This window comes from Pseudomonas sp. FSL R10-2189, assembly GCF_009600325.1.
GTDB classification, from domain to species: Bacteria; Pseudomonadota; Gammaproteobacteria; order Pseudomonadales; family Pseudomonadaceae; genus Aquipseudomonas; species Aquipseudomonas helleri.
In genome coordinates this window covers 102,384-125,597 of sequence record NZ_WIVZ01000007.1, presented here as the reverse complement: position 1 = coordinate 125,597, position 23,214 = coordinate 102,384, and the positions used below count along the sequence as shown (strand labels likewise).

Annotated in this window: 20 protein-coding genes; 5 read left to right on the top strand and 15 right to left on the bottom strand. The window is 56.5% G+C overall.

Translation table 11 applies throughout. The annotated features are described in order from the left end of the window. Positions 1-53 precede the first annotated feature (53 nt). The 4 genes from glmM to rlmE form a co-directional block, all read right to left on the bottom strand. Complete coding sequence (gene glmM, locus GHO32_RS08285) at positions 54-1,391, bottom strand: phosphoglucosamine mutase (RefSeq protein WP_048373262.1); 1,338 nt, start codon at positions 1,389-1,391, stop codon at positions 54-56. A 16-nt stretch (positions 1,392-1,407) separates the two neighbouring features. Beyond that, a complete protein-coding gene (folP, locus tag GHO32_RS08280; protein ID WP_153334008.1) occupies positions 1,408-2,259 on the bottom strand; it encodes a dihydropteroate synthase in 852 nt (283 codons plus the stop codon). Between the two features lie 8 nt (positions 2,260-2,267). Further along, entirely contained in the window at positions 2,268-4,181 is a 1,914-nt protein-coding gene (gene ftsH, locus GHO32_RS08275; protein WP_153334010.1) for an ATP-dependent zinc metalloprotease FtsH, read from the bottom strand. A gap of 190 nt (positions 4,182-4,371) precedes the next feature. After that, the gene (gene rlmE / locus GHO32_RS08270) at positions 4,372-5,022 is read right to left on the bottom strand and encodes a 23S rRNA (uridine(2552)-2'-O)-methyltransferase RlmE (RefSeq protein WP_019410404.1); all 651 of its coding nucleotides are present in this window, start codon (positions 5,020-5,022) and stop codon (positions 4,372-4,374) included. 105 nt (positions 5,023-5,127) lie between these two features. Here rlmE and yhbY point away from each other — a divergent pair, with 105 nt between their 5' ends. Then, positions 5,128-5,436: a ribosome assembly RNA-binding protein YhbY gene (gene yhbY, locus GHO32_RS08265; protein ID WP_048373256.1), complete on the top strand. Its 309-nt coding sequence runs from the start codon at positions 5,128-5,130 to the stop codon at positions 5,434-5,436. 292 nt (positions 5,437-5,728) lie between these two features. Here the strand turns inward: yhbY and greA are convergent, their stop codons facing one another. From greA to grpE, 7 genes are all read right to left on the bottom strand, one after another. Beyond that, the gene (greA, locus tag GHO32_RS08260) at positions 5,729-6,205 is read right to left on the bottom strand and encodes a transcription elongation factor GreA (protein ID WP_153334014.1); all 477 of its coding nucleotides are present in this window, start codon (positions 6,203-6,205) and stop codon (positions 5,729-5,731) included. Continuing rightward, positions 6,202-9,423 carry a carbamoyl-phosphate synthase large subunit gene (carB, locus tag GHO32_RS08255; protein WP_153334016.1) on the bottom strand — a complete coding sequence of 1,074 codons (3,222 nt, stop codon included), beginning with the start codon at positions 9,421-9,423 and terminating at the stop codon, positions 6,202-6,204. Before carB ends, greA begins: the two co-directional genes overlap by 4 nt. A gap of 114 nt (positions 9,424-9,537) precedes the next feature. Further along, positions 9,538-10,674, bottom strand: a complete 1,137-nt coding sequence (carA, locus tag GHO32_RS08250; protein WP_048373250.1) for a glutamine-hydrolyzing carbamoyl-phosphate synthase small subunit — start codon at positions 10,672-10,674, stop codon at positions 9,538-9,540. Between the two features lie 260 nt (positions 10,675-10,934). Then, on the bottom strand, positions 10,935-11,741 hold the full coding sequence (dapB, locus tag GHO32_RS08245; RefSeq protein WP_153334018.1) for a 4-hydroxy-tetrahydrodipicolinate reductase: 807 nt from the start codon (positions 11,739-11,741) through the stop codon (positions 10,935-10,937). 10 nt (positions 11,742-11,751) lie between these two features. Further along, positions 11,752-12,876: a molecular chaperone DnaJ gene (gene dnaJ, locus GHO32_RS08240; RefSeq protein WP_153334020.1), complete on the bottom strand. Its 1,125-nt coding sequence runs from the start codon at positions 12,874-12,876 to the stop codon at positions 11,752-11,754. Positions 12,877-13,195: 319 nt separating this feature from the next. Further along, positions 13,196-15,112, bottom strand: a complete 1,917-nt coding sequence (gene dnaK, locus GHO32_RS08235; RefSeq protein WP_153334022.1) for a molecular chaperone DnaK — start codon at positions 15,110-15,112, stop codon at positions 13,196-13,198. A gap of 100 nt (positions 15,113-15,212) precedes the next feature. After that, complete coding sequence (gene grpE, locus GHO32_RS08230) at positions 15,213-15,779, bottom strand: nucleotide exchange factor GrpE (RefSeq protein ID WP_048373243.1); 567 nt, start codon at positions 15,777-15,779, stop codon at positions 15,213-15,215. A gap of 253 nt (positions 15,780-16,032) precedes the next feature. Here grpE and recN point away from each other — a divergent pair, with 253 nt between their 5' ends. After that, the gene (recN, locus tag GHO32_RS08225; protein WP_153334024.1) at positions 16,033-17,715 is read left to right on the top strand and encodes a DNA repair protein RecN; all 1,683 of its coding nucleotides are present in this window, start codon (positions 16,033-16,035) and stop codon (positions 17,713-17,715) included. 96 nt (positions 17,716-17,811) lie between these two features. Here recN and fur read toward each other — a convergent pair whose 3' ends face one another. Then, positions 17,812-18,225 (bottom strand): ferric iron uptake transcriptional regulator, encoded by a 414-nt coding sequence (gene fur, locus GHO32_RS08220; protein WP_153334081.1) that lies wholly within the window; start codon positions 18,223-18,225, stop codon positions 17,812-17,814. Positions 18,226-18,323: 98 nt separating this feature from the next. Here fur and GHO32_RS08215 point away from each other — a divergent pair, with 98 nt between their 5' ends. Continuing rightward, complete coding sequence (locus GHO32_RS08215) at positions 18,324-18,857, top strand: outer membrane protein assembly factor BamE (RefSeq protein WP_048373239.1); 534 nt, start codon at positions 18,324-18,326, stop codon at positions 18,855-18,857. Between the two features lie 61 nt (positions 18,858-18,918). Here GHO32_RS08215 and GHO32_RS08210 read toward each other — a convergent pair whose 3' ends face one another. Both GHO32_RS08210 and GHO32_RS08205 read right to left on the bottom strand, forming a co-directional pair. Further along, the gene (locus GHO32_RS08210; RefSeq protein WP_153334026.1) at positions 18,919-19,236 is read right to left on the bottom strand and encodes an RnfH family protein; all 318 of its coding nucleotides are present in this window, start codon (positions 19,234-19,236) and stop codon (positions 18,919-18,921) included. Continuing rightward, positions 19,229-19,663 carry a type II toxin-antitoxin system RatA family toxin gene (locus GHO32_RS08205; protein ID WP_048373235.1) on the bottom strand — a complete coding sequence of 145 codons (435 nt, stop codon included), beginning with the start codon at positions 19,661-19,663 and terminating at the stop codon, positions 19,229-19,231. Before GHO32_RS08205 ends, GHO32_RS08210 begins: the two co-directional genes overlap by 8 nt. A gap of 233 nt (positions 19,664-19,896) precedes the next feature. On the opposite strand from GHO32_RS08205, the gene smpB reads away from it, so the two are divergent. Beyond that, complete coding sequence (gene smpB / locus GHO32_RS08200) at positions 19,897-20,379, top strand: SsrA-binding protein SmpB (protein WP_048373233.1); 483 nt, start codon at positions 19,897-19,899, stop codon at positions 20,377-20,379. Between the two features lie 89 nt (positions 20,380-20,468). Here the strand turns inward: smpB and GHO32_RS08195 are convergent, their stop codons facing one another. Beyond that, positions 20,469-21,236 carry a GntR family transcriptional regulator gene (locus tag GHO32_RS08195; protein WP_048373231.1) on the bottom strand — a complete coding sequence of 256 codons (768 nt, stop codon included), beginning with the start codon at positions 21,234-21,236 and terminating at the stop codon, positions 20,469-20,471. 260 nt (positions 21,237-21,496) lie between these two features. On the opposite strand from GHO32_RS08195, the gene GHO32_RS08190 reads away from it, so the two are divergent. Further along, complete coding sequence (locus GHO32_RS08190; protein ID WP_153327475.1) at positions 21,497-23,191, top strand: lactate permease LctP family transporter; 1,695 nt, start codon at positions 21,497-21,499, stop codon at positions 23,189-23,191. Positions 23,192-23,214 lie beyond the last annotated feature (23 nt).

Genomic DNA, 23,214 nt, shown 5'->3' with positions numbered 1-23,214 from the left:
GGTCAAAGTGGGCGCAGATGTTACCCAACCAAATCAACGCTTGCAAGCCGAAATCAGGCACAAACTTCACTTACTAGCTTTGTCAGCTCTTCTGCGTAGCCGCGAACCATGTTTTCGTCGTCACCTTCGACCATGACACGCACCAAAGGCTCAGTGCCGGACTTGCGCAGCAACACGCGGCCACGGCCTTTCATTTCATCGGTAACACGTGCACACGCTTCTTTTACAGCCGGGTGCTCAACTGGATTGACGCCCCCGCTAAAACGTACGTTCAACAGCACTTGCGGGCATTTGCGCAACGCTTGACGCGCTTGAGCCAGGCTTTCACCACGACGACGCAGCGCCAACAACACTTGCAACGCCGCAATAATCGCATCGCCGGTTGTGGTGTGCTGGAAGCAAACGATATGCCCGGAGTTTTCACCACCGATCTGCCAGTCACGCTCTTGCAGTGCAGCAATCACATAACGGTCACCGACACCGGCACGCACAAATGGAATACCCAGGTCAGCCAAGGCCAGCTCAAGCCCCAGGTTGCTCATCAGCGTGCCCACCACACCACCCTGCAGCTTGCCGCGCTCATGCAGGTCTCGCGCAATGATGAACAGCAACTCATCACCATCAACAATGGCGCCCGTGTGATCCACCATCAGCACGCGGTCACCGTCGCCGTCGAAGGCGATACCCAGGTCTGCTTTTTCAGCCAGCACAGCCGCCTGCAACGACTCCATATGCGTCGAGCCGCAGTTGTCGTTGATGTTCAAACCATTAGGCTGGGCCGACAACACCGTAACGTTGGCGCCCAGCTCTTTGAACACACTCGGGGCAACCTTGTAGGTCGCGCCGTGGGCGCAGTCGAGAACCACTTTCAGGCCGCTAAAGTTGGTACTGGTCGGCACACTGCTTTTGCAGAACTCGATATAACGACCGGACGCATCATTGATACGCGACACTTTGCCAAGCTTGTCCGAATCCACAACCGTCATCTGCGCGTCGAGCAACTCTTCGATCATCAGCTCAACTTCATCGGGGAGCTTGGTACCCTCACCCGAGAAGAACTTGATGCCGTTGTCATCATGAGGGTTGTGCGACGCACTGATCACGATGCCAGCTTCTGCATGAAAAGTTCGCGTGAGGTAAGCAATGGCCGGTGTAGGCATTGGCCCCAGAAGCATGACATCTGCCCCCGCAGCCGACAGGCCCGCTTCCAGCGCCGATTCAAACATGTAACCAGAAATACGCGTGTCCTTGCCCACCAGAATCCGGCAAGCACCCATGCTACGAAACGCCATACCCGCTGCCCAACCCAACTTGAGCATGAAGTCCGGGGTAATCGGATAAACGCCGACGCGACCGCGAATACCGTCGGTGCCAAAATACTTCTTCGTCATAAGTGCTCCATCATTCTTAGTCGGCGGACTCTACCGCTGCGATCATCCGTACCACATCAACCGTTTCGGCCACATCATGGACACGCAAAATACGCGCGCCCTTGGTCACGGCAAGTGCCGCCAGCGCAAGGCTGCCGGACAAGCGCTCAGTGACAGGCCGATTCAACGCCTGACCAATCATACTTTTACGCGACACACCCACCAGCAAAGGCCGCCCCAACGCATGCAGGGCCTCCATATGCTTGAACAAGCTGAGGTTATGTTGCAGTGTTTTTGCAAAGCCAAACCCTGGGTCCAGCACAATACGCTCAGGCGCAATACCGGCCGCAACGCATTGCCGGGTACGCTCCAGCAGAAACGCCGAGACCTCACCCACCAGATCTGTGTAATGCGGATTATCCTGCATATCGCCCGGCTCGCCCAACATGTGCATCAAGCACACCGGCAAACCGGTAGCTGCAGCAGCCTGCAAGGCACCTTCACGACGTAACGAACGAACATCATTGATAAGCCCCGCACCGAGGCGCGCAACTTCCATCATGACGATTGGCGTGGAGGTATCGACCGAGATAATCACATCCAGTTCACGACTGATGCGCTCAACCACAGGGGCTACCCGATCAAGCTCTTCCTGTGCCAGGACTACACGGGCACCCGGACGCGTCGACTCCCCTCCCACATCAATCAGGGTTGCGCCCGCCAGCACCATCGACTCTGCATGGCGCACAGCCGAATCCGCCGGCGCAAAGCGACCACCGTCAGAAAAGGAATCAGGGGTAACGTTGAGAATACCCATAACATGCGTATGGGCTAAATCAAGAACCCGGTTGCCGCAAGGCAACCGGGTCAGGGACTGAACAGAAGTCATTTCAAGCCTTAGTGATCAGCTGCAGGACCGCCGATAGGCGCTTCTGGACGATCGGTCTTGTCCAGCGTCGGCGGCGGAGTCGGAGTGCCCTTGCCGCTGTCATCCCAATCACGCGGCTCGCGTGGAGTACGTCCCGCCATGATGTCGTCGATCTGTTCAGCATCAATCGTCTCGTACTTCATCAATGCATCAGCCATGGCTTCAAGCTTGTCACGGTTGTCCGTGAGGATCTGCTTGGCCGTGCCATAGCACTCATCAATGATGCTGCGCACTTCAGAGTCAATCAGCTTGGCGGTCTCGCCCGAAACGCTCGCACCCTGACCACCACCGCCACGCCCCAGGTATGACTCGTCATCCTCGGCGTACATCAACGGCCCCAGCTTCTCGGACAAGCCCCACTTGGTCACCATGTTCCGCGCAATCTGGCTCGCACGCATGATGTCGTTGGAGGCGCCGGTGGTAACACCGTCAAAGCCCAAGGTCATTTCTTCAGCAATACGACCGCCGTAGAGCGAGCAGATCTGGCTGATCAAAGCACGCTTGGAGAGGCTGTAACGATCCTCTTCCGGCAGGAACATGGTCACGCCCAGCGCACGACCACGCGGAATGATCGACACTTTGTATACCGGGTCATGCTCTGGTACCACACGACCGACGATAGCGTGGCCTGCTTCGTGATACGCCGTGTTGCGCTTCTCTTTATCCGACATCACCATCGATTTGCGCTCGGCGCCCATCATGATTTTGTCTTTGGCCAGCTCGAACTCTTTCATTTCAACAATGCGTTTACCGGTACGCGCAGCGAACAAGGAAGCCTCGTTCACCAGGTTCGCGAGGTCTGCACCCGAGAACCCTGGCGTACCCCGTGCAATCACACCCGGCTGAACGTCATCACCCACCGGCACTTTACGCATGTGCACTTTGAGGATCTGCTCACGACCACGGATGTCCGGCAAGCCCACCACCACCTGACGGTCAAAACGGCCTGGACGCAGCAGCGCAGGGTCGAGAACGTCAGGGCGGTTGGTTGCAGCAATCACAATGATGCCGTCATTCATTTCAAAGCCGTCCATCTCAACCAGCAACTGGTTGAGGGTCTGCTCACGCTCATCATGACCGCCGCCCATACCGGCGCCACGGTGACGACCGACAGCGTCGATTTCGTCGATGAAGATGATGCAAGGTGCGTGCTTTTTAGCTTGTTCAAACATGTCGCGAACGCGGCTTGCACCGACACCCACGAACATTTCAACGAAGTCAGAACCAGAAATCGTGAAGAACGGTACTTTGGCTTCGCCAGCAATCGCCTTGGCGAGCAAGGTTTTACCGGTACCTGGCGGGCCAACCATCAGCACGCCGCGAGGAATTTTGCCACCCAGGCGTTGGAACTTGCCCGGATCACGGAGGAACTCAACCAGCTCGCCCACTTCTTCTTTCGCTTCGTCGCAACCTGCTACGTCAGCCAGAGTCGTTTTGACCTGGTCTTCAGATAACAGACGCGCCTTGCTCTTGCCAAAGCTCATCGGGCCGCCTTTACCGCCGGCACCGCCCTGCATTTGACGCATGAAGAACATGAAGACCGCGATGATCACCAGAATCGGGAAGCTCGCTACCAGCAATTGAGTCCAGATGCTTTGCTGCTCAGGCAATTTGCCTTCTACGGTCACATGGTTATCAACCAGATCACCGATCAAACCGTTGTCCTGAATAGCAGGACGAATGGTTTTGAAGGTATCGCCATCACTGCGTTTGCCGGTGATCACGTAGCCATCCACGGCAACGCGCTCGACTTTGCCATCCTTAACTTGCTGGATGAAGTCGGAATAGTTGAGGGTTTGTGGCTCGTTTGGACTGGAGAAGTTGTTCATCACCGTCACCAGGACAGCTGCGATGATCAACCACAGGATCAGATTCTTTGCCATATCGTTCAATTAGCTACCCTCTGAAGCAAGCCCCGCTATTGAAGCGTGCTTCGCATGATATTCACCGGCATAACTTACTACATTGCCTACAACCCTTGCAGGCTCCGTCTGTAACCCTTTGTGAAACTTGCCTACACAATATTCGTTATGTCAGTTCTGTAAAGCGATACAAAAAAAGCTATCACTTCAGTTAGAGACGCTCATCGCTGGCCGAACCTTCGATGCCGCGGAAGCCGCGCCCCAATAAATACTGCTCGCGAGACCGGTCTCGTGACGACGTCGGCTTGCGCATCTGCACTTTATCAAAAAGTTTGCGGATGTCTTTGTGGTATTGGTCGAAGCCCTCACCCTGGAAGACCTTGATCAAGAAATCACCACCTGGACGCAGTACACGCCCGGCAAGATCCAGCGCCAATTCGCAAAGGAACATTGCACGCGGCATATCTACGGCGGCCAATCCACTCATATTGGGGGCCATATCTGAAATCACAAGGTCTACCTGTGTATTTCCGACGGCCTCGAGAATCTGGGCCAGAACGGCGTCCTCAGTAAAGTCACCTTTAATGAAGGTCACGTCCGGGATGCTGTCCATGTCCAGAATGTCGGAAGCGATCAAACGCCCTTGCCCACCAATCAGACGACTGGTCACCTGCGACCAGCCACCCGGGGCTGCGCCCAGGTCAATTACGGTCATGCCCGGACGGATCAAACGGTCACGCTCCTGGATCTCCAGCAGCTTGTAACTTGCACGTGAGCGGTACCCATCCTTTTGCGCCATTTTGACGTATGGGTCGTTGAAATGCTCTTTCAGCCAGTTAAGGCTAGTCTTGGAACGGGCCACGGGCCACCTCAAAAATATAAACGGGTCGTGATTAACTGGGCGGTCCCGGACTCGCTCGGGTAAACTGGCCGCCGCTTTTACAAGATCAGACACAGGGGTCAGATTATGCCGCTCACTCAAGAGCAGAAGAAACAGTACAAATCCATTGGCCACCATCTGAAACCAGTATTGACTGTGGCTGATAATGGTTTGACTGAAGGTGTTTTAGCCGAACTCGAACGCGCATTGGGCGATCACGAGTTGATTAAAATCAAAGTCAACATCCTGGACCGCGAGTCTCGCCTGGAAGCCATTGCAGAACTCTGCAAGGCCGGCAAAGCGGAACTGGTACAGATTATCGGCAAAATGGCGCTTCTGTACCGCAAGAACGTCAATGTTAACAAGAACCTGTCGAACATCCATCGCTTCAAGTGATGCCGACAGGAGTCAAGGGTGCGCCTGGCGCGCCCTGACACTCTTGCTTACCAATAGCAAAACTGCCCGCGCAATGCATCAGGCAATCAGATCCGCCCAACGCAACACTTCCCGCCGACAGCCACCCTCAAAACGCTATAACGCGTACTGACGAGCGCCTTGTACATCAGCGATGCCAGTCGGTTGTGACCAGCATCGTACAAATTCGTTGTACTGCACCTGCCAGCTGCCAGCCCGCAACATCCGGGCTGACCGCTAAAGCAGAACGCCCGCACGAAGCGGGCGCTGTTACTTAGATATGACGCACTTCGACAATCTCGTACTCAATGACGCCACTCGGTGTTTTCACCGCGACCACGTCACCCTCTTCCTTGGCAATCAAGGCGCGAGCAATGGGCGAACCCACAGAGATTTTTCCGAGCTTAATGTCAGCCTCATCCTCACCCACGATCTGATACGTCACGGATTCGTCAGTTTCAACGTTCGCGATTTCAACCGTGGTACCGAAAATCACTTTGCCGGTGTGCGGGATAGTCGTGACATCAATGATGACCGCGTTTTGCATGCGGCCTTCAATATCACGAATACGCGCCTCAACCATACCCTGCTGCTCACGGGCAGCATGGTATTCAGCGTTTTCCTTGAGGTCGCCCAGCTCACGCGCCGTGCCGATATCCTGGCTCAGCTTGGGCCGAATAACCTTGGTCAGATGAGTGTGCTCTTCTTCCAGGGCTTTCGCGCCCTGGACCGTCATTGGGTATTTGATCATGCCTTCAATCCTGCGTGTAGATCCTGCAAGCGACGTACGGTTTTTTCAGGACCGAATTTAAGCGCTTCGCAGATCGCCGCGCCAGCAGCAATAGTCGTGGTGCAGTAAATCTTGTGCTGCAGAGCGTTGCGGCGGATGGAATAAGAGTCAGCAATCGACTGACGACCTTCAGTGGTGTTGATGATCAACGTCACTTCATCGTTTTTGATCATGTCGACAACGTGAGGGCGGCCTTCAGTCACCTTGTTCACACGGCGCACTTTCAAACCAGCGGCTTCGATGAACTTGGCAGTGCCAGCAGTCGATACAACTTCAAAACCGAGGTCGATCAGATCACGTGCAACGGCGGCCACCAGCGGCTTGTCATCGTCACGTACGCTGATAAACGCAGTACCGCCGGTCGGCAGCACTTCGCTAGCGCCCATTTGCGCCTTGGCAAAAGCCTCACCAAAGGTGTCGCCCACGCCCATCACTTCACCGGTGGACTTCATCTCCGGGCCGAGAATCGGGTCAACGCCAGGGAACTTGGCGAACGGGAAGACCGCCTCTTTCACACTGTAGAAGTTTGGAATGATTTCTTTAGTGAAGCCGATTTCTTTCAGGGTCTTACCGGCCATCACGCGGGCAGCGATCATTGCCAGGGAGACACCGATGCACTTGGACACGAAAGGAACGGTACGCGATGCACGCGGGTTCACTTCGATCACGTAGATGTCTTCGCCTTGCAGGGCCAATTGCACGTTCATCAGGCCAACTACGCCCAGCTCCAGCGCCATTTTCTTGACCTGCTCACGCATCTCGTCCTGGATGTGCAGCGGCAGCGAGTACGGCGGCAGCGAGCAAGCAGAGTCACCGGAGTGAACGCCAGCCTGTTCGATGTGCTGCATGATCGCGCCGATCACAACGTCAGTGCCGTCGCAGACCGCATCAACGTCCATTTCGATTGCGCAGTTGAGGAAGTGGTCCAGCAGCACAGGGCTGTCGTTGGACACTTTCACCGCATCGCGCAGGTAACGCTTGAGTTCTTCTTCTTCGTAAACGATTTCCATCGCACGGCCGCCCAACACGTAGGACGGACGAACAACCAGCGGATAACCGATCTTGCCGGCAGCACGAATTGCTTCGTCTTCGCTGCGCACAGTGGCGTTTGGCGGCTGACGCAGGTTCAGGCGCTCAACCATTTGCTGGAAGCGCTCACGGTCTTCTGCACGGTCGATGGCGTCAGGGCTGGTACCGATGATCGGCACGCCGGCTTCTTCCAGCGCACGTGCCAGTTTCAGCGGAGTTTGGCCGCCGTACTGAACGATCACGCCCTTAGGCTTCTCGACACGCACGATTTCCAGCACGTCTTCGAGGGTCACGGATTCGAAGTACAGACGATCCGAGGTGTCGTAGTCGGTCGAAACTGTTTCCGGGTTGCAGTTAACCATGATGGTTTCGTAACCATCGGCACGCAACGCCAGCGCCGCGTGAACGCAGCAGTAGTCGAACTCGATACCCTGACCAATGCGGTTAGGACCGCCACCCAGGATCATGATCTTGTCACGGTCCGACGGGTTGGCTTCGCACTCTTCCTCATAGGTCGAGTACATGTAAGCGGTGTCAGTGGCGAACTCGGCCGCGCAGGTGTCAACGCGCTTGTAAACCGGGAACACTTCCAGCTTGTGACGGTGGCGACGCAGGTTCTTCTCGGTCACACCCAGCAATACAGCCAGACGTGCGTCAGAGAAGCCTTTGCGCTTAAGGCGGTACATGGTGTCGCGATCGATCGCAGACAGGCCCATGGTCTTGATCTTTTCTTCGTCCTTGATCAGATCTTCGATCTGCACCAGGAACCAAGGGTCGATCATGTTCATGCCGAAAATGTCTTCGACCGTCATGCCCGCACGGAACGCGTCAGCCACGTACCAGATACGCTCGGCGCCTGGCACCGTCAGCTCGCGCTTGAGCACAGCCATGCTTTCCGGGTTGCTCAGGTCCAGCTTTGGATCAAGACCGCTAACGCCCACTTCCAGACCGCGAAGGGCTTTCTGCAACGATTCCTGGAAAGTACGGCCGATGGCCATTACTTCACCCACGGACTTCATTTGCGTGGTCAGGCGCGCATCGGCTTTAGCAAACTTCTCGAAAGCAAAGCGTGGCAGCTTGGTCACAACGTAGTCGATGGACGGCTCGAAGGACGCCGGGGTCGCGCCGCCGGTGATTTCGTTTTGCAGTTCGTCCAGGGTGTAGCCGATCGCCAGCTTGGCGGCGATACGCGCAATCGGGAAGCCAGTGGCTTTGGAGGCCAGCGCCGACGAACGGGATACACGCGGGTTCATCTCGATCACGACCATACGGCCAGTGTTCGGGCAAATACCGAACTGAACGTTGGAACCGCCGGTTTCAACGCCGATCTCACGCAGTACCGCCAGCGAGGCGTTACGCATGATTTGGTATTCTTTGTCGGTCAGGGTTTGCGCTGGCGCCACGGTGATCGAGTCACCGGTGTGCACACCCATCGGGTCAAAGTTTTCGATCGAGCAAACGATGATGCAGTTGTCCTTCTTATCGCGGACAACCTCCATTTCGTACTCTTTCCAGCCGATCAGCGATTCGTCGATCAGCAGCTCTTTGGTTGGCGACAGGTCCAGACCACGAGAGCAGATCTCTTCGAACTCTTCACGGTTGTAAGCGATACCGCCACCGGTGCCGCCCATGGTGAAGGACGGACGAATGATGCACGGGAAGCCCAGCTTTTCGAGAACCGCGTTGGCCTCTTCCATGCTGTGAGCGATACCGGAGCGCGGGCAATCCAGACCGATGGACTTCATGGCCTTGTCGAAACGCGAACGGTCTTCAGCCTTGTCGATGGTGTCAGCGTTGGCACCGATCATTTCTACGCCGAACTTCTCCAGAACGCCTTCGCGCTCCAGATCCAGTGCGCAGTTCAGGGCAGTTTGGCCGCCCATGGTTGGCAGCAGAGCGTCTGGACGCTCTTTTTCGATGATCTTGGCAACTGTTTGCCACTTGATCGGCTCGATATAGGTCGCATCAGCCATGTCCGGGTCGGTCATGATGGTGGCCGGGTTAGAGTTCACCAGGATGACGCGGTAGCCCTCCTCACGCAGAGCCTTACAGGCCTGGGCGCCGGAGTAGTCGAATTCGCACGCCTGGCCGATAACAATCGGGCCAGCGCCGAGAATCAGGATGCTTTTAATGTCTGTACGTTTTGGCATGGGTTTGTCACTCAAATCCGCAGGTCAGTCGGCAAGCCGTCAATCAGGTTCCTGAGCCGCCCAAGGGGCCGCCGATTTCGGGGCCGCCTTGGGCTACTCATTACAAAGGACTGATCAGCGGCGCTTGGCCATCTCATTGATGAAGCGATCGAACAGCGGCGCAACGTCGTTCGGGCCAGGGCTTGCTTCAGGGTGACCCTGGAAGCTGAAAGCGCTCTTGTCGGTACGCTCGATACCTTGCAGGGTACCGTCGAACAGCGACTTGTGGATGGCACGCACGTTGGCAGGCAGGGTCGCTTCATCAACCGCAAAACCGTGGTTTTGGCTGGTGATCATCACAACACCGGTGTCCAGGTCTTGAACCGGGTGGTTCGCGCCGTGGTGGCCATGACCCATTTTCACGGTCTTGGCGCCGGAGGCCAGTGCCAGCAGCTGGTGGCCCAGGCAGATACCGAATACCGGAATCTCTGTCTTCAGCACTTCTTGAATAGCCGTGATTGCGTAGTCGCAAGGCTCAGGGTCACCCGGGCCATTGGACAGGAACACGCCATCCGGGTTGAGCGCCAACACATCGCTGGCAGGCGTTTGCGCCGGTACAACGGTGACGCGGCAGCCACGCTCAACCAACATGCGCAGGATGTTCCACTTTACGCCGTAGTCATAAGCCACTACGTGGTAAGGCAGATCGCTGGCTTCGATAGTCGGGTGGCTGTCAGTTGCCAGATTCCAGACGCTCGAACGCCATTCGTAAGTTTTGTCGGTGCTGACAACTTTCGCCAGGTCCATGCCTTTCAGGCCAGGGAAACCGCGCGCCGCTGCAATTGCAGCCTCGTCAGAAATGTTGTCACCGGCCATGATGCAGCCGTTTTGCGCGCCTTTCTCACGCAAAATACGGGTCAGACGGCGCGTGTCGATACCGGCGATTGCCACAACATTGTTGGCTTTCAGGTAGTCAGACAGCGACATTGTGTTACGCCAGTTGCTTGCAACCAGCGGCAGATCACGGATTACCAAACCTGCGGACCAAACACGATCAGACTCGGCATCTTCCGGTGTAGTGCCGGTATTGCCAACATGCGGGTAAGTCAGGGTCACGATTTGCTGAGCGTAGGAAGGATCCGTCAGGATCTCCTGGTAGCCAGTCATTGCGGTGTTAAACACCACCTCACCAACGGTCTGACCGTCGGCCCCAATGGCTTCGCCGCGAAAAATGCTGCCATCAGCGAGGGCGAGTATGGCTTGCTTAGTCAAGAAGACCTCCCGTAAATAAAGCCTGAAAGGGCGATCGCAGGTTGTAAAAAAGCGGAGTGACGTATGGACACGTCACCCCGCTTCTTCATCGAATTATCTGCGCGCTTTTAGTGGACACACTAAAGCTGTAGCTTACAGAAAAAGGCTTTTTTGGTCTACCGCTAAAAGAGCCCAAAAGGCAGAGGAATGCGACAGATCATCGCTTAGCGGTTAAAAATCGGGCTGTTGCGGCTGCAACAGCCCGATTTTACAAAGATGACTCAACGCAGGTCGAGTACATCCTGCATGTCGTACAGGCCGGGCTCGCGCCCGTCGAGCCACTGAGCAGCGCGAACGGCGCCCTTGGCGAAGGTCATACGGCTGGATGCCTTGTGGGTGATTTCCAAACGCTCACCTTCGGCCGCAAACAGCACCGTATGGTCACCCACCACATCACCGCCACGAACGGTCGCAAAACCGATCGTCTCGTGCTCACGCGCACCGGTATGGCCTTCTCGACCATAAACGGCAACCTTCTGCAGATCACGCCCCAACGCATCAGCGATCACTTCGCCCATGCGCATGGCCGTGCCCGACGGCGCATCAACTTTATGACGATGGTGCGCTTCGATGATTTCAATGTCTGCATCATCACCCATCACCCGCGCTGCAATATCCAGCAGCTTGAACGACAGGTTAACGCCGACACTGAAGTTCGAAGCAAAGACAATCGGGATATCTTTGGCAGCGTCAACCAACAACTGCTTTTGCGCAGCATTCAAGCCCGTGGTGCCAATGACCATGGCCTTGCCCGCCTGACGGCAGAACGCCAGATTGCCGAGCATCACCTCAGGCAGGGTGAAATCGATCAACACATCGAATTCATCCGCCACGTCTTCAAGGCTTGCAGACAACGGCACGCCAATCCGCCCGAGCGACACCAACTCACCTGCATCAGCACCCACCAGCGAACTGCCCGGACGAACAACCGCCGCCGTCAGCCCGCACACCGGCGAGCGCTGCTGGACCGCGTCAATCAGGGTTTTGCCCATGCGCCCGGCAGCGCCCATCACAGCTATACGTCGCATGCCCCGCTCCTTATAAGTCGCCGAAGAAGCGCTTCACGCCTTCGAACCAACCGGTCGCGTTTGGCGAATGGCAGCTGTCGCCTTCCAGTGTCGAGCGGAACTCTTCCATCAGCTCGCGCTGACGACGGCTCAACTTCACCGGGGTCTCAACCACAACACGGCACATCAAGTCGCCGACGCCACCGCCACGCACCGGGGATACACCCTTGCCACGCAGACGGAACTGCTTACCGGTTTGTGTCCCTTCAGGCACTTTGAGCTTGACCCGACCATCCAGCGTCGGCACTTCCAGCTCTGCACCCAGCGCCGCATCAGCAAAGCTGATAGGCACTTCGCAGAACAGATGCTTACCATCGCGCTGGAAAATCGCGTGCTCACGCACTTCGATCACCACATACAGGTCGCCCGCCGGACCACCCTGCACACCCGCCTCGCCTTCACCCGACAGACGGATACGGTCGCCCGTATCAACACCCGCAGGCACTTTCACGGACAGGGTTTTGTATTCTTCTACGCGACCGTCGCCATTGCAGCTTTCGCACGGATCGGAAATGATCTTGCCCTGACCATGGCAACGTGGGCAGGTCTGCTGCACAGAGAAGAAACCCTGCTGCATGCGTACCTGGCCAATACCGCCACAAGTGGTACAGGTCACAGGCGATGAACCCTTCTTCGCGCCCGAACCGTCACATGGCTTGCAGTTGACCAGCGTCGGTACACGAATATTGACCGTAGTCCCGCGCACCGCTTCTTCCAGGTTCAGCTCCAGCGTGTAGCGCAAATCGCTACCGCGCTGAGCGCCGCCCCGGGAGCCGCCACGGCCACCGCCAAAGAAATCACTGAACACATCGCCGAAAATATCGGAGAAGTTCTGGCCGCCGAACCCTGCACCGCCGCCGCCCATTTGCGGATCAACACCCGCATGACCGTATTGGTCATAAGCAGCACGCTTGCTGGCATCGGACAGCACTTCATACGCTTCGTTAGCCTCTTTAAACAGCTCTTCAGAGGCTTTGTCGCCCGGGTTACGGTCCGGGTGGTGTTTCATTGCGAGACGACGATAAGCTTTTTTCAGCTCGACCACAGTGGTGGTCCGTTCGACACCCAATACTTCGTAATAGTCGCGCTTTGCCATAATTCTTTGCACTCTCAAGGACGTTTGGAAGAACCCTCCCGAGCCTCACCAAACCCGCTGAGCCTGAACGTACAAGGCTCAACTCACGTCTTTTCAACGATATTGGTTTCTGATTAATAGCCAATGCATTGGCCGACAGGAGCGGTTACCTCGGGCAGAAACACAAAGAAGTCCCTACCTCAACCGCCAGCATCCGAGCTTGTCGCATGCTGTAAAAATTCCCTTGCTCCAGACACGCCAACGCGGGAGCAAGCTCCCGCGCGGCGACATCCTACCAGTCACCGCTTATGCACGGTTAACCGGCCGACCAACAAGCTGATTACTTGTTGTCTTTAACTTCTTCGAACTCAGCGTCGACAACGTCGTCCGCTTTTTCAGCCGAATCAGCTGGCTTGGCCGCTGCGTCTGCCGGGTTCGCTTGCTCAGCGTACATTTTCTGTGCGACTGGAGCAGACACCTTGGACAGCTCTTCAACCTTGGCTTCGATAGCGGCTTTGTCGTCGCCTTTAACAGCGGCTTCCAATGCGACTACTGCAGCTTCGATTGCAGTTTTCTCTTCCTCGGTCACTTTATCGCCAGCATCGACGATCATTTTACGAGTCGAGTGAACCAGTGCGTCGCCTTGGTTACGCGCAGCTGCCAGCTCTTCGAACTTACGGTCTTCTTCAGCGTTGACTTCAGCGTCACGAACCATCTGAGCAATTTCGTCCTCGGACAGACCCGAGTTCGCCTTGATCACGATGGACTGGGACTTGCCAGTCGCCTTGTCTTTCGCGCTGACGTTCAAGATACCGTTAGCGTCGATATCGAAGGTTACTTCGATCTGAGGCACGCCACGTGGAGCGGGTGGAATGTCCGCTAGGTCGAACTTGCCCAACGACTTGTTCTGAGCCGCTTGCTTACGCTCACCTTGCAGGACGTGAATAGTCACAGCGCCCTGATTGTCGTCAGCCGTCGAGAACACTTGCGATTTCTTGGTAGGAATCGTGGTGTTTTTCTCGATCAGAGCAGTCATCACGCCGCCCATGGTTTCGATACCCAGAGTCAGCGGGCTCACGTCCAGCAGCAGAACGTCTTTAACGTCACCGGCCAATACCGCGCCCTGGATAGCAGCACCCATGGCAACCGCTTCGTCCGGGTTCACGTCTTTACGTGCTTCTTTACCGAAGAACTCAGTCACCAGCTTCTGAACCAGTGGCATACGGGTCTGACCACCGACCAGAATCACGTCGTTGATCGAGCCAACGTCGATACCTGCGTCTTTCAGCGCAATACGGCAAGGTTCGATAGTGCGTTGAACCAGGTCTTCAACCAGCGATTCCAGCTTGGCCCGCGAGATTTTCACGTTCAAGTGTTTAGGACCGGTCGCGTCTGCAGTGATGTACGGCAGGTTCACGTCAGTCGACTGGCTCGAAGACAGCTCGATTTTTGCTTTTTCTGCAGCTTCTTTCAGACGCTGCATCGCCAGCGGGTCACCTTTAAGGTTCATGCCGGTTTCTTTCTTGAACTCGTCAACCAGGTAGTCGATCAGACGAATGTCAAAGTCTTCACCACCCAGGAACGTGTCACCGTTGGTCGCCAACACTTCAAACTGGTGTTCGCCATCAACTTCAGCAATTTCGATCACCGACACGTCGAAAGTACCGCCACCCAAGTCATAAACGATGACAGTGTGGTCGCCTTTCGCTTTGTCCATACCGTAAGCCAGAGCAGCTGCGGTTGGTTCGTTGATGATGCGTTTTACGTCCAGACCCGCGATACGGCCGGCGTCTTTGGTCGCCTGGCGCTGGCTGTCGTTGAAGTAAGCAGGCACGGTGATAACCGCTTCAGTCACTGCTTCGCCGAGGTAGTCTTCGGCGGTTTTCTTCATTTTCTTCAGAATTTCGGCCGAGATTTGTGGCGGAGCCATTTTCTGGCCGTTCACTTCAACCCACGCATCGCCATTGTCTGCCTTGACGATTTTGTAAGGGACCATCTGAATGTCTTTCTGTACAACTTCTTCGTCAAAACGACGACCGATCAGACGCTTCACCGCGTACAGGGTGTTATGCGGATTGGTCACTGCCTGACGCTTGGCCGACTGGCCAACCAGAATTTCGCCATCGTTGGCGTACGCAATGATCGACGGCGTGGTACGCGCGCCTTCAGCGTTTTCGATAACTTTTGCTTTACCGTTTTCAAGAACCGACACGCACGAGTTGGTGGTCCCGAGGTCGATACCAATAATTTTGCCCATCTTCACTCTCCCTAAATTTGAATTTTTTTGCCGTAGCAGTAATGACCAACTACGGCATTTCTAAACGCATGACATCTAAATGGGGGCCTTGCGGCCGATTTCAAGCCTGCTCGTCAATCGATGGCGAAACCGGCGCTGGCGCCTTGCTGACTACGACCATAGCCGGGCGCAGTAAGCGACCATTGAGCTGATACCCTTTTTGAAACACCTTGAGCACACTGTTTGGCTCCAGGTCAGCGCTTTCCTGCATGGCCATTGCCTGATGGTGCTCGGCATTGAAGGGTTCGCCGTGCGGATCGATCGCTTCCAGGTGATAACGCTTCAGGGTGTCCTGGAACATTTTCAGCGTCAGCTCGATCCCTTCACGCATTGGGCGAATGCTTTCGTCGTCCGGACTGGACAGCTCAAGGCCGCGTTCCAGACTGTCGATCACCGGCAACAGGTCGCCAGCAAATTTTTCCAATGCAAATTTGTGTGCTTTTTCAACGTCCTGTTCGGCACGACGGCGAACGTTCTGCACATCAGCAGCCACTCGCAAAGCTTGATCGTTAGCTGCCGCCAGTTGCTCTTCGAGCTCCTGCACACGTGCCACCAGATCTACGCCTGCAACATCAGCAGCCTGATTAGCGTCTTGGTTCTGCGTATCCATAGTCTGTTCGTCTGCCATAGATTTCTCCTTTCAAACTTCGTCCGCGAGCTCGACTCGCGCTTCTGTCTCGGTATATGGGGCCGCAATTTTCAGGTTCAAGAGTCAAAAAGCACTAACAATCGCCTTTTAATGCCCTGGTGCACCCCACACCTCCATTCAAAACAGCCTAAAAAAGCCTTGATGCCAAGCAAATAGAACTAAGCACAGCCATTGTCAGCACGAAACAAAACACTGTATAAATAACCAGACATTACGTTTTGGAGCCGCTCCCATGCTGGTGCACCTGTCCGTTCATAACTACGCCATCGTTGAACATCTCGATCTAGAGCTGGATCGCGGTATGAGTGTAATCACTGGTGAGACCGGCGCAGGCAAATCGATCATGCTCGATGCACTGGGCCTGACCTTAGGTGACCGCGCAGACAACGGGGTGGTTCGCCCCGGCGCTGAAAAAGCCGACATTCTGGCCACCTTCGATCTGCAGGACATTCCTGAAGCGCGGGCCTGGCTGGCCGAACGCGACCTTGAGTGCGATGGCCCGTGCATCTTGCGCCGCGTCATCACTGCCGAAGGCCGATCGCGCGGCTACATCAATGGCACGCCATGCCCCCAAGGCGACCTCAAGGCTTTGGGCGAGCTGCTGATCGACATTCACAGCCAGCATGAACACCAATCGCTGCTCAAGCCCGACACCCACCGCCGCCTGCTCGACGAATACGCAGGCGCCACCGACCTCGCTCGTCAGGTGCAACTGGCCGCACAACGCTGGCGCCAAACCCGCCAGGAGCTGGAACACCTGTCCAATTCGGGTGATGAACAGCGCGCACGCCATCAGCTACTGAGCTACCAGATCGAAGAACTCGAAACCTTGTCGCTCGGTGAACACGAGCTGGAAGAACTGGAGCAGGAACACAAAAACCTGACCAACGCCGAAAACTTGCTGACTATTTGCCGCCAGGTGGTTGAACAGTGCAGCGAAAACGACTCCGGCAACGTGCTCAATGCTCTGACCGTCAGCCTGAACCGTCTGGCGAGCATCCATAACAATACCGGCTCATTGAACGAAGCCACCGACCTGCTGGCCAGCGCACAAATTCAGGTCGAAGAAGCCGTGGGCGAACTCAATCGCTTCATTGATCACTTTGATGCCGACCCGGGTCGCCTGCAGTACCTCGAAGAACGGCTCGACACCATTTACTCGCTGGCGCGCAAACACCGCGTGCAGCCAACCGAAGTCGCCGCACTGCAACAGCGCCTGCTCGATGAGCTCGAAACCCTGAACGCCAACGATGAAAACATTGAACGCTTGACCCATGAACTGGCGTCTTACGCACGCCACTATCAAGAGTGCGCCCGCGAGTTGAGCGATCTGCGCAGCCATGCCGCCACCCGCCTGGGCAGCGCGGTAGAAGAAGAAATCCAGCGTTTGGGCATGCCGGGCGGTCGTTTTGTGATCGAACTGCGCCCAATGAGCAGCAGCGACCCCATGCCTCACGGCCTTGAACACGTAGAGCTGCTGGTCAGTGCAAACCCCGGCCAACCCCTCAAAGCGCTAGCCAAAGTGGCGTCGGGCGGTGAACTGTCGCGTATCAGCCTGGCCATCCAGGTCATCACCGCGCAGACCTCACGCGTCCCCACCTTGGTATTCGACGAAGTGGACGTGGGCATTGGTGGCCCAACCGCCGAGATCGTGGGCCAGCTTTTGCGCCGCCTTGGCGAGCGCGGTCAAGTGCTGACGGTTACTCACCTGCCGCAAGTGGCAGCGCAGTGCCATCAACATCTATTTGTGCACAAGGTGCGCGAAAGCGAGACAACCCGTACCGCCGTCTCAAAATTGAGCAAAAAAGAGCGCGTAGAAGAAGTGGCGCGCATGCTCGGCGGCATCGACCTGACCAAAGAATCGTTGGCTCACGCCAAGAAAATGGTCGTCACTGCGAAGAATTTGGCCGCTTAGCGACGAACGGTCATAAAAAATTACATTTCAGACAGCACGAAGGCGACTCAGAGGTCGCCTTCGATCGTTTCGCGAACCGAAATTCGCGCGACATGCTTATTTACCTGACTTGCGTACGTACAGCACCAGGTTGTGATCCACCAACTCAAAGCCATGTTTAGTGGCAATGGCGTGCTGCAGCTTTTCGATCTCTTCGTCGAAAAACTCAATCACTTCACCGCTGTCCACGTTGACCATATGGTCGTGGTGGCCACCGTCGGCATCAGCCAGTTCAAAGACCGCATGACCACCATCAAAATTGTGGCGGATCACCAGCCCTGCTGACTCAAACTGGGTCAACACACGGTAAACCGTGGCCAGACCGACGTCCTCGCCCGCGTTCATAAGTGCCTTGTAAACATCCTCGGCGCTCATGTGACGCTGATCAGCAGAGTCAAGCATTTGTAGAATTTTGACTCGTGGCAGAGTCACCTTAAGTCCGGCCTTACGTAGTTCGCTATTTTCAACCATGGTTAGCTTTCTCGCGGAAGCGGCTTCGCAGCTTCTCTTAATACGGGTATGATCGGCGTTTACGTTGTCCCAGCCAAGATAGTGGAAGTCGCCCACCGATGCAAAACACCAAGCTCTTGCTAACCAGTTTCACCTTTGTGGGACTGCTCGCACTCGCCGGTTGTTCATTCCCCGGGGTTTACAAAATCGACATCCAACAGGGCAATGTCGTCACGCAGGACATGATAAACCAGTTGCGCCCGGGAATGACCCGTCGGCAAGTGAAGTTTATTATGGGTAACGCCCTGCTGACCGATACATTCCACCCTGATCGCTGGGATTATTTGTATAGCCTGCAGCCAGGCGGCGGTGAACGCCAACAAGAACGCATCAGTGTGTTCTTCAACCAGAACGATCAGCTCGTCAGCCTGTCAGGCGATTTCAAGCCGGGCGTGAGCCGCGACGAGGCGATTCTGGGCAAAGAAGGGTCGACCGAGGTGATCTCACCGACGGATCCGGCACCAGAACCTGCCGAGAAGAGCGAAGTGCCGGCCAAGCCGGGCTCGTTGCTTGATCAAATCCAGAAAGACGTCGACGGCGTTAAAACTGTACCCGTCCCGACGCCTACACCGCTGGACACCCGCGACCAATAATCGCGCGTTGCAAAAAAGCCCGGCATGCCGGGCTTTTTGTTGTCTGCGCTAAAAAATCGACTTACAGCCCGCTCAATCGCTTGGCCTCGGCCGCTTTGGCAGCACGCTGGCGGCGGATCTCTTTGGGGTCAGCCAACAGCGGTCGGTATATTTCGATCCGCTCACCGGCCTGCACCACGCGCACCTGCGGGTCCATGACCTGCTTGCCAAAGATCCCCACAGGGCAATGCTCCAGGTCCAGCTCAGGAAACGCCCGGCCAATCCCTGACGCCAGCACCGCCGCGCGCAACGTTGTGCCCTCAGGAACCGTCAGCACCAGCAATTGCTGACGCTCAACCGCCGCGTAAACCACTTCAATCGCTATCACAGACTCAGCCATACAGCTGCTTGGCGCGCTGGCAAAACGCATCGACCAAGGTATTGGCTGCCTGATTAAACAGGGGCCCCAAGGTCGCCTTAACGATTGCACCGGCGTAATCAAAGGTCATGTCCAGGCTGATTTTGCAGGCTTTCTCGCCCAACGGCTTGAACACCCAGAGACCGTGCAGCTTGGTGAACGGGCCTTCTTCCAGGTTCATCTCAATCGACTGCCCCGGCGTCAACGTGTTGCGTGTAACAAAGTGCTGGCTCAAGCCGCCTTTGGCCACGCCCAGACTGGCGCGCATTAGCGACTCGGTGCTTTCGATAATCTCGGCCGATGAACACCACGGCAAAAACTCCGGATAACGCGCCACGTCGTTAACCAGGTCATACAAAGCCTGCGCCGGATACGGCAGCAAGGCGGAACGTTGGATATGGGTAGTCATGTCAGCGTTAATTCCACAGCTGGGCGGCAAACACCCTCAGGGTGCCAAGTGGCGCCGCATAAGCGCATCAAGAAAACAATCAGGACGAACAAGGGCAGCATGATACGCGAGGTAAGAAAATTACGCCCAAGCACTCAAAAATGAGGGCGTATTGTCCGGGAATCAAACTACGTGCTCAAGCACACAGGTTGACCGTAGCCGACTTGCTCGCAACTGCCTATAATGCCGCCCCTATGGCTAAACAGAAGAAGCACCCCACAGGGACCATCGCGCAGAATAAAAAAGCGCGACACGATTACTTCATCGAACATCGGTTCGAGGCTGGTCTGGTCCTGGCCGGCTGGGAAGTAAAAAGTCTGCGTGCAGGCAAGGCACAGCTGGTCGACAGCTACGTGCTCCTCAAAGACGGCGAAGCCTGGTTGCTCGGCAGCCACATCTCGCCGCTGACGACCGCCAGCACGCACGTTATCGCCGACCCGGTGCGCAGCCGCAAACTGCTGCTTAACAAGCGCGAGCTTGAAAAGCTGGCCGCCGCTGTGCAGCAAAAGGGTTACGCGTGCGTCTGCCTCTCGCTTTACTGGAGCAAGCACTTGATCAAGTGCGAAATTGCCCTGGGTAAAGGCAAGAAGGAATACGACAAGCGCCATACCGAGCGTGAGCGCGACTCTGATCGCGAGCTGCAACGCGCGGTGCGCAACAAGGGCAAGGACGACTAGTTCCAGGCCTTGTACCTGTAGGAGCGAGCTTGCCTCGCGATCGTTTGATGTTTAAAAGATCGCGAGGCAAGCTCGCTCCTACAGGTCATTCACAACCCATTACGTCGCTCTGCCCGCGCCACGCGCTGAACTTCCTGACGTACCTCCTCCAACACTTCCTGCACGTACATGAGATGGCGGCTCGCAACGCCCCGCGCATCCTCAGCCCGACCTTCCACAATCGCCAGATACAACTCGCGGTGCTGATCAATCAGCATGTCGCGCGTTTCGCTGCGCTGTTTGTACATGCCGCCAATGTTGGTCACCACGTTGCGCTTGAGCAAATCGAATAACCCGCGAATCGTGTGCAACAACACCGCGTTGTGGCTCGCCTCGGCAATCGCCAGGTGAAAGTTGGCATCGGCCTCCCCTTCCTCGGCCCGGCTCACCTCATCCACCCGCGTATAGCAATCTTGCAACCGCTCAAAGGCAAACCTCAGCCGCTCACGGTCCATCTCGGTCGCACGCAATGCTGCGTAATACGCGCAGGACGCCTCCAGGGTATGGCGAAACTCCAGCAAATCGCGCTGTGCCTCCGGGTTGCTTTCGAGCAATTGCAGCAACGGATCACTGAAGGTCGAGCCCAGCGACGTCGCCACATAGTTGCCACCGCCCTGGCGGCTGATCAGCAAACCTTTGGCCACCAACTTTTGAATCGCTTCACGCAACGACGGGCGCGACACCCCAAACTGCTCCGCCAGCGCACGCTCGGCCGGTAAGCGCTCACCGGCCTTCAACGTGCCCTCAAGGATCATGCCCTCAAGCTGCTCGACAATATCGTCCGACAAACGGCGCTGACGGATTTGACCAAACCCCATAACTGCTCTCCACGCACCCGACCACGCGCCGGGCCCACTATTCTCGCCGATTGGCGCTCGCCAAACACCTATCAGAAAAACCGCCTTTTACCCCATCAGTTGCCCAGGCAACGAACAACGCGACGAAAGATTAAGTAGCGGCAAATTGACACACGCCATACAAGGCTTTTAACCTAGCCCACAGCGATTGTAAATTGGTATTACCAATTACCCAAATGCAGTCAGCAGCATCGACCAATAACAATTAGGGGCCACCCCATATGCAAACCTGGCAACAGCTTTACAGCCCGCTCGGCAGCCTCGGCTTGTCCGCACTCGCGGCCGTTATCCCGATTGTGTTTTTCTTCCTGGCCTTGGCTGTGTTCCGTCTCAAAGGGCACGTGGCTGGCAGCATTACCCTTGCCCTGTCGATTCTGGTGGCGATCTTCGCCTTCCAGATGCCGGTCGACATGGCGATTGCCGCCGCAGGGTATGGATTTGCTTATGGCCTCTGGCCGATTGCCTGGATCATCGTTGCCGCGGTGTTCCTCTACAAACTGACCGTCAAAAGCGGCCAGTTCGAAATCATCCGCAGCTCCGTCCTGTCGATTACCGATGACCAGCGCCTGCAAGTGCTGCTGATCGGCTTCTGCTTCGGTGCGTTTCTGGAAGGCGCAGCCGGTTTCGGTGCTCCGGTAGCGATTACCGCGGCCCTGCTCGTAGGCCTCGGCTTCAACCCGCTGTACGCTGCTGGCCTGTGCCTGATCGCCAACACCGCCCCGGTTGCCTTCGGCGCCCTCGGCATCCCGATCATCGTGGCGGGCCAGGTCACAGGCATCGATGCGTTCAAGATCGGCGCCATGGCCGGTCGCCAACTGCCGCTGCTGTCGCTGTTCGTACCGTTCTGGCTGGTCTTCATGATGGACGGCCTGCGCGGCGTGCGTGAAACCTGGCCCGCAGCACTGGTGGCCGGCTTGAGCTTCGCCGTCACTCAGTACTTCACCTCCAACTACATTGGCCCAGAACTGCCGGACATCACCTCGGCACTGGCCAGCCTGATCAGCCTGACCCTGTTCCTGAAAGTGTGGCAGCCAAAACGCACCGCCGGCGCGCAGATTCCGGGCGTGAGCTCTGACGTTGTTGTTACCGCCAGCGCAGGCGGCTTTGGCAAACCAAGCAACTTGATGGTTTCGCCTTACAGCCTGATGCAAATCCTCAAGGCCTGGTCGCCGTTCCTGATCCTGACTGTGCTGGTCACCATCTGGACCCTCAAACCGTTCAAGGCCCTGTTCTCGCCAGGCGGTTCGATGTACGGCTGGGTGTTCAACTTCGCGATCCCGCACCTTGATCAACTGGTGATCAAAACCGCGCCGATCGTCAACGCGCCAACCGCCATTGCCGCCGTGTTCAAACTGGACCCGATTTCAGCCACCGGCACCGCGATTTTCTTCTCGGCGCTGATCTCGATGCTGATCCTGAAAATCGACATCAAAACCGGTCTGACCACTTTCAAAGAGACCCTCTACGAGCTGCGCTGGCCGATCCTGTCCATCGGCATGGTGCTGGCCTTTGCCTTCGTGACCAACTACTCGGGCATGTCCTCCACCATGGCCCTGGTACTGGCGGGTACGGGCGCTGCGTTCCCGTTCTTCTCGCCGTTCCTCGGCTGGCTGGGCGTGTTCCTGACCGGCTCCGACACCTCGTCGAACGCCCTGTTCAGCTCGTTGCAAGCCACCACCGCGCACCAGATCGGCGTCAGCGACACCCTTATGGTGGCCGCCAACACCAGCGGTGGCGTGACCGGCAAAATGATCTCGCCACAATCCATCGCCGTCGCCTGTGCGGCAACCGGCCTGGTGGGCAAAGAGTCCGACCTGTTCCGCTTCACCCTCAAACACAGCCTGTTTTTCGCCACCATCGTTGGCCTGATCACGCTCGCCCAGGCGTACTGGTTCACCGGCATGCTGGTGCATTAAGCAATAGGGCTATGGTGACACCA

What these genes read in the sequence shown, in the direction of transcription:
- GHO32_RS08195 (WP_048373231.1), bottom strand. Translation starts at nt 21,236, where the DNA reads ATGGGGTTTGGTCAAATCCGTCAGCGCCGTTTGTCGGACGATATTGTC.
- folP (WP_153334008.1), bottom strand. Translation starts at nt 2,259, where the DNA reads ATGACTTCTGTTCAGTCCCTGACCCGGTTGCCTTGCGGCAACCGGGTT.
- GHO32_RS08210 (WP_153334026.1), bottom strand. Translation starts at nt 19,236, where the DNA reads ATGGCTGAGTCTGTGATAGCGATTGAAGTGGTTTACGCGGCGGTTGAG.
- GHO32_RS08190 (WP_153327475.1), top strand. Translation starts at nt 21,497, where the DNA reads ATGCAAACCTGGCAACAGCTTTACAGCCCGCTCGGCAGCCTCGGCTTG.
- fur (WP_153334081.1), bottom strand. Translation starts at nt 18,225, where the DNA reads ATGGTTGAAAATAGCGAACTACGTAAGGCCGGACTTAAGGTGACTCTG.
- GHO32_RS08215 (WP_048373239.1), top strand. Translation starts at nt 18,324, where the DNA reads ATGCAAAACACCAAGCTCTTGCTAACCAGTTTCACCTTTGTGGGACTG.
- greA (WP_153334014.1), bottom strand. Translation starts at nt 6,205, where the DNA reads ATGATCAAATACCCAATGACGGTCCAGGGCGCGAAAGCCCTGGAAGAA.
- dnaK (WP_153334022.1), bottom strand. Translation starts at nt 15,112, where the DNA reads ATGGGCAAAATTATTGGTATCGACCTCGGGACCACCAACTCGTGCGTG.
- dnaJ (WP_153334020.1), bottom strand. Translation starts at nt 12,876, where the DNA reads ATGGCAAAGCGCGACTATTACGAAGTATTGGGTGTCGAACGGACCACC.
- yhbY (WP_048373256.1), top strand. Translation starts at nt 5,128, where the DNA reads ATGCCGCTCACTCAAGAGCAGAAGAAACAGTACAAATCCATTGGCCAC.
- dapB (WP_153334018.1), bottom strand. Translation starts at nt 11,741, where the DNA reads ATGCGACGTATAGCTGTGATGGGCGCTGCCGGGCGCATGGGCAAAACC.
- GHO32_RS08205 (WP_048373235.1), bottom strand. Translation starts at nt 19,663, where the DNA reads ATGACTACCCATATCCAACGTTCCGCCTTGCTGCCGTATCCGGCGCAG.
- ftsH (WP_153334010.1), bottom strand. Translation starts at nt 4,181, where the DNA reads ATGGCAAAGAATCTGATCCTGTGGTTGATCATCGCAGCTGTCCTGGTG.
- recN (WP_153334024.1), top strand. Translation starts at nt 16,033, where the DNA reads ATGCTGGTGCACCTGTCCGTTCATAACTACGCCATCGTTGAACATCTC.
- grpE (WP_048373243.1), bottom strand. Translation starts at nt 15,779, where the DNA reads ATGGCAGACGAACAGACTATGGATACGCAGAACCAAGACGCTAATCAG.
- smpB (WP_048373233.1), top strand. Translation starts at nt 19,897, where the DNA reads ATGGCTAAACAGAAGAAGCACCCCACAGGGACCATCGCGCAGAATAAA.
- glmM (WP_048373262.1), bottom strand. Translation starts at nt 1,391, where the DNA reads ATGACGAAGAAGTATTTTGGCACCGACGGTATTCGCGGTCGCGTCGGC.
- carB (WP_153334016.1), bottom strand. Translation starts at nt 9,423, where the DNA reads ATGCCAAAACGTACAGACATTAAAAGCATCCTGATTCTCGGCGCTGGC.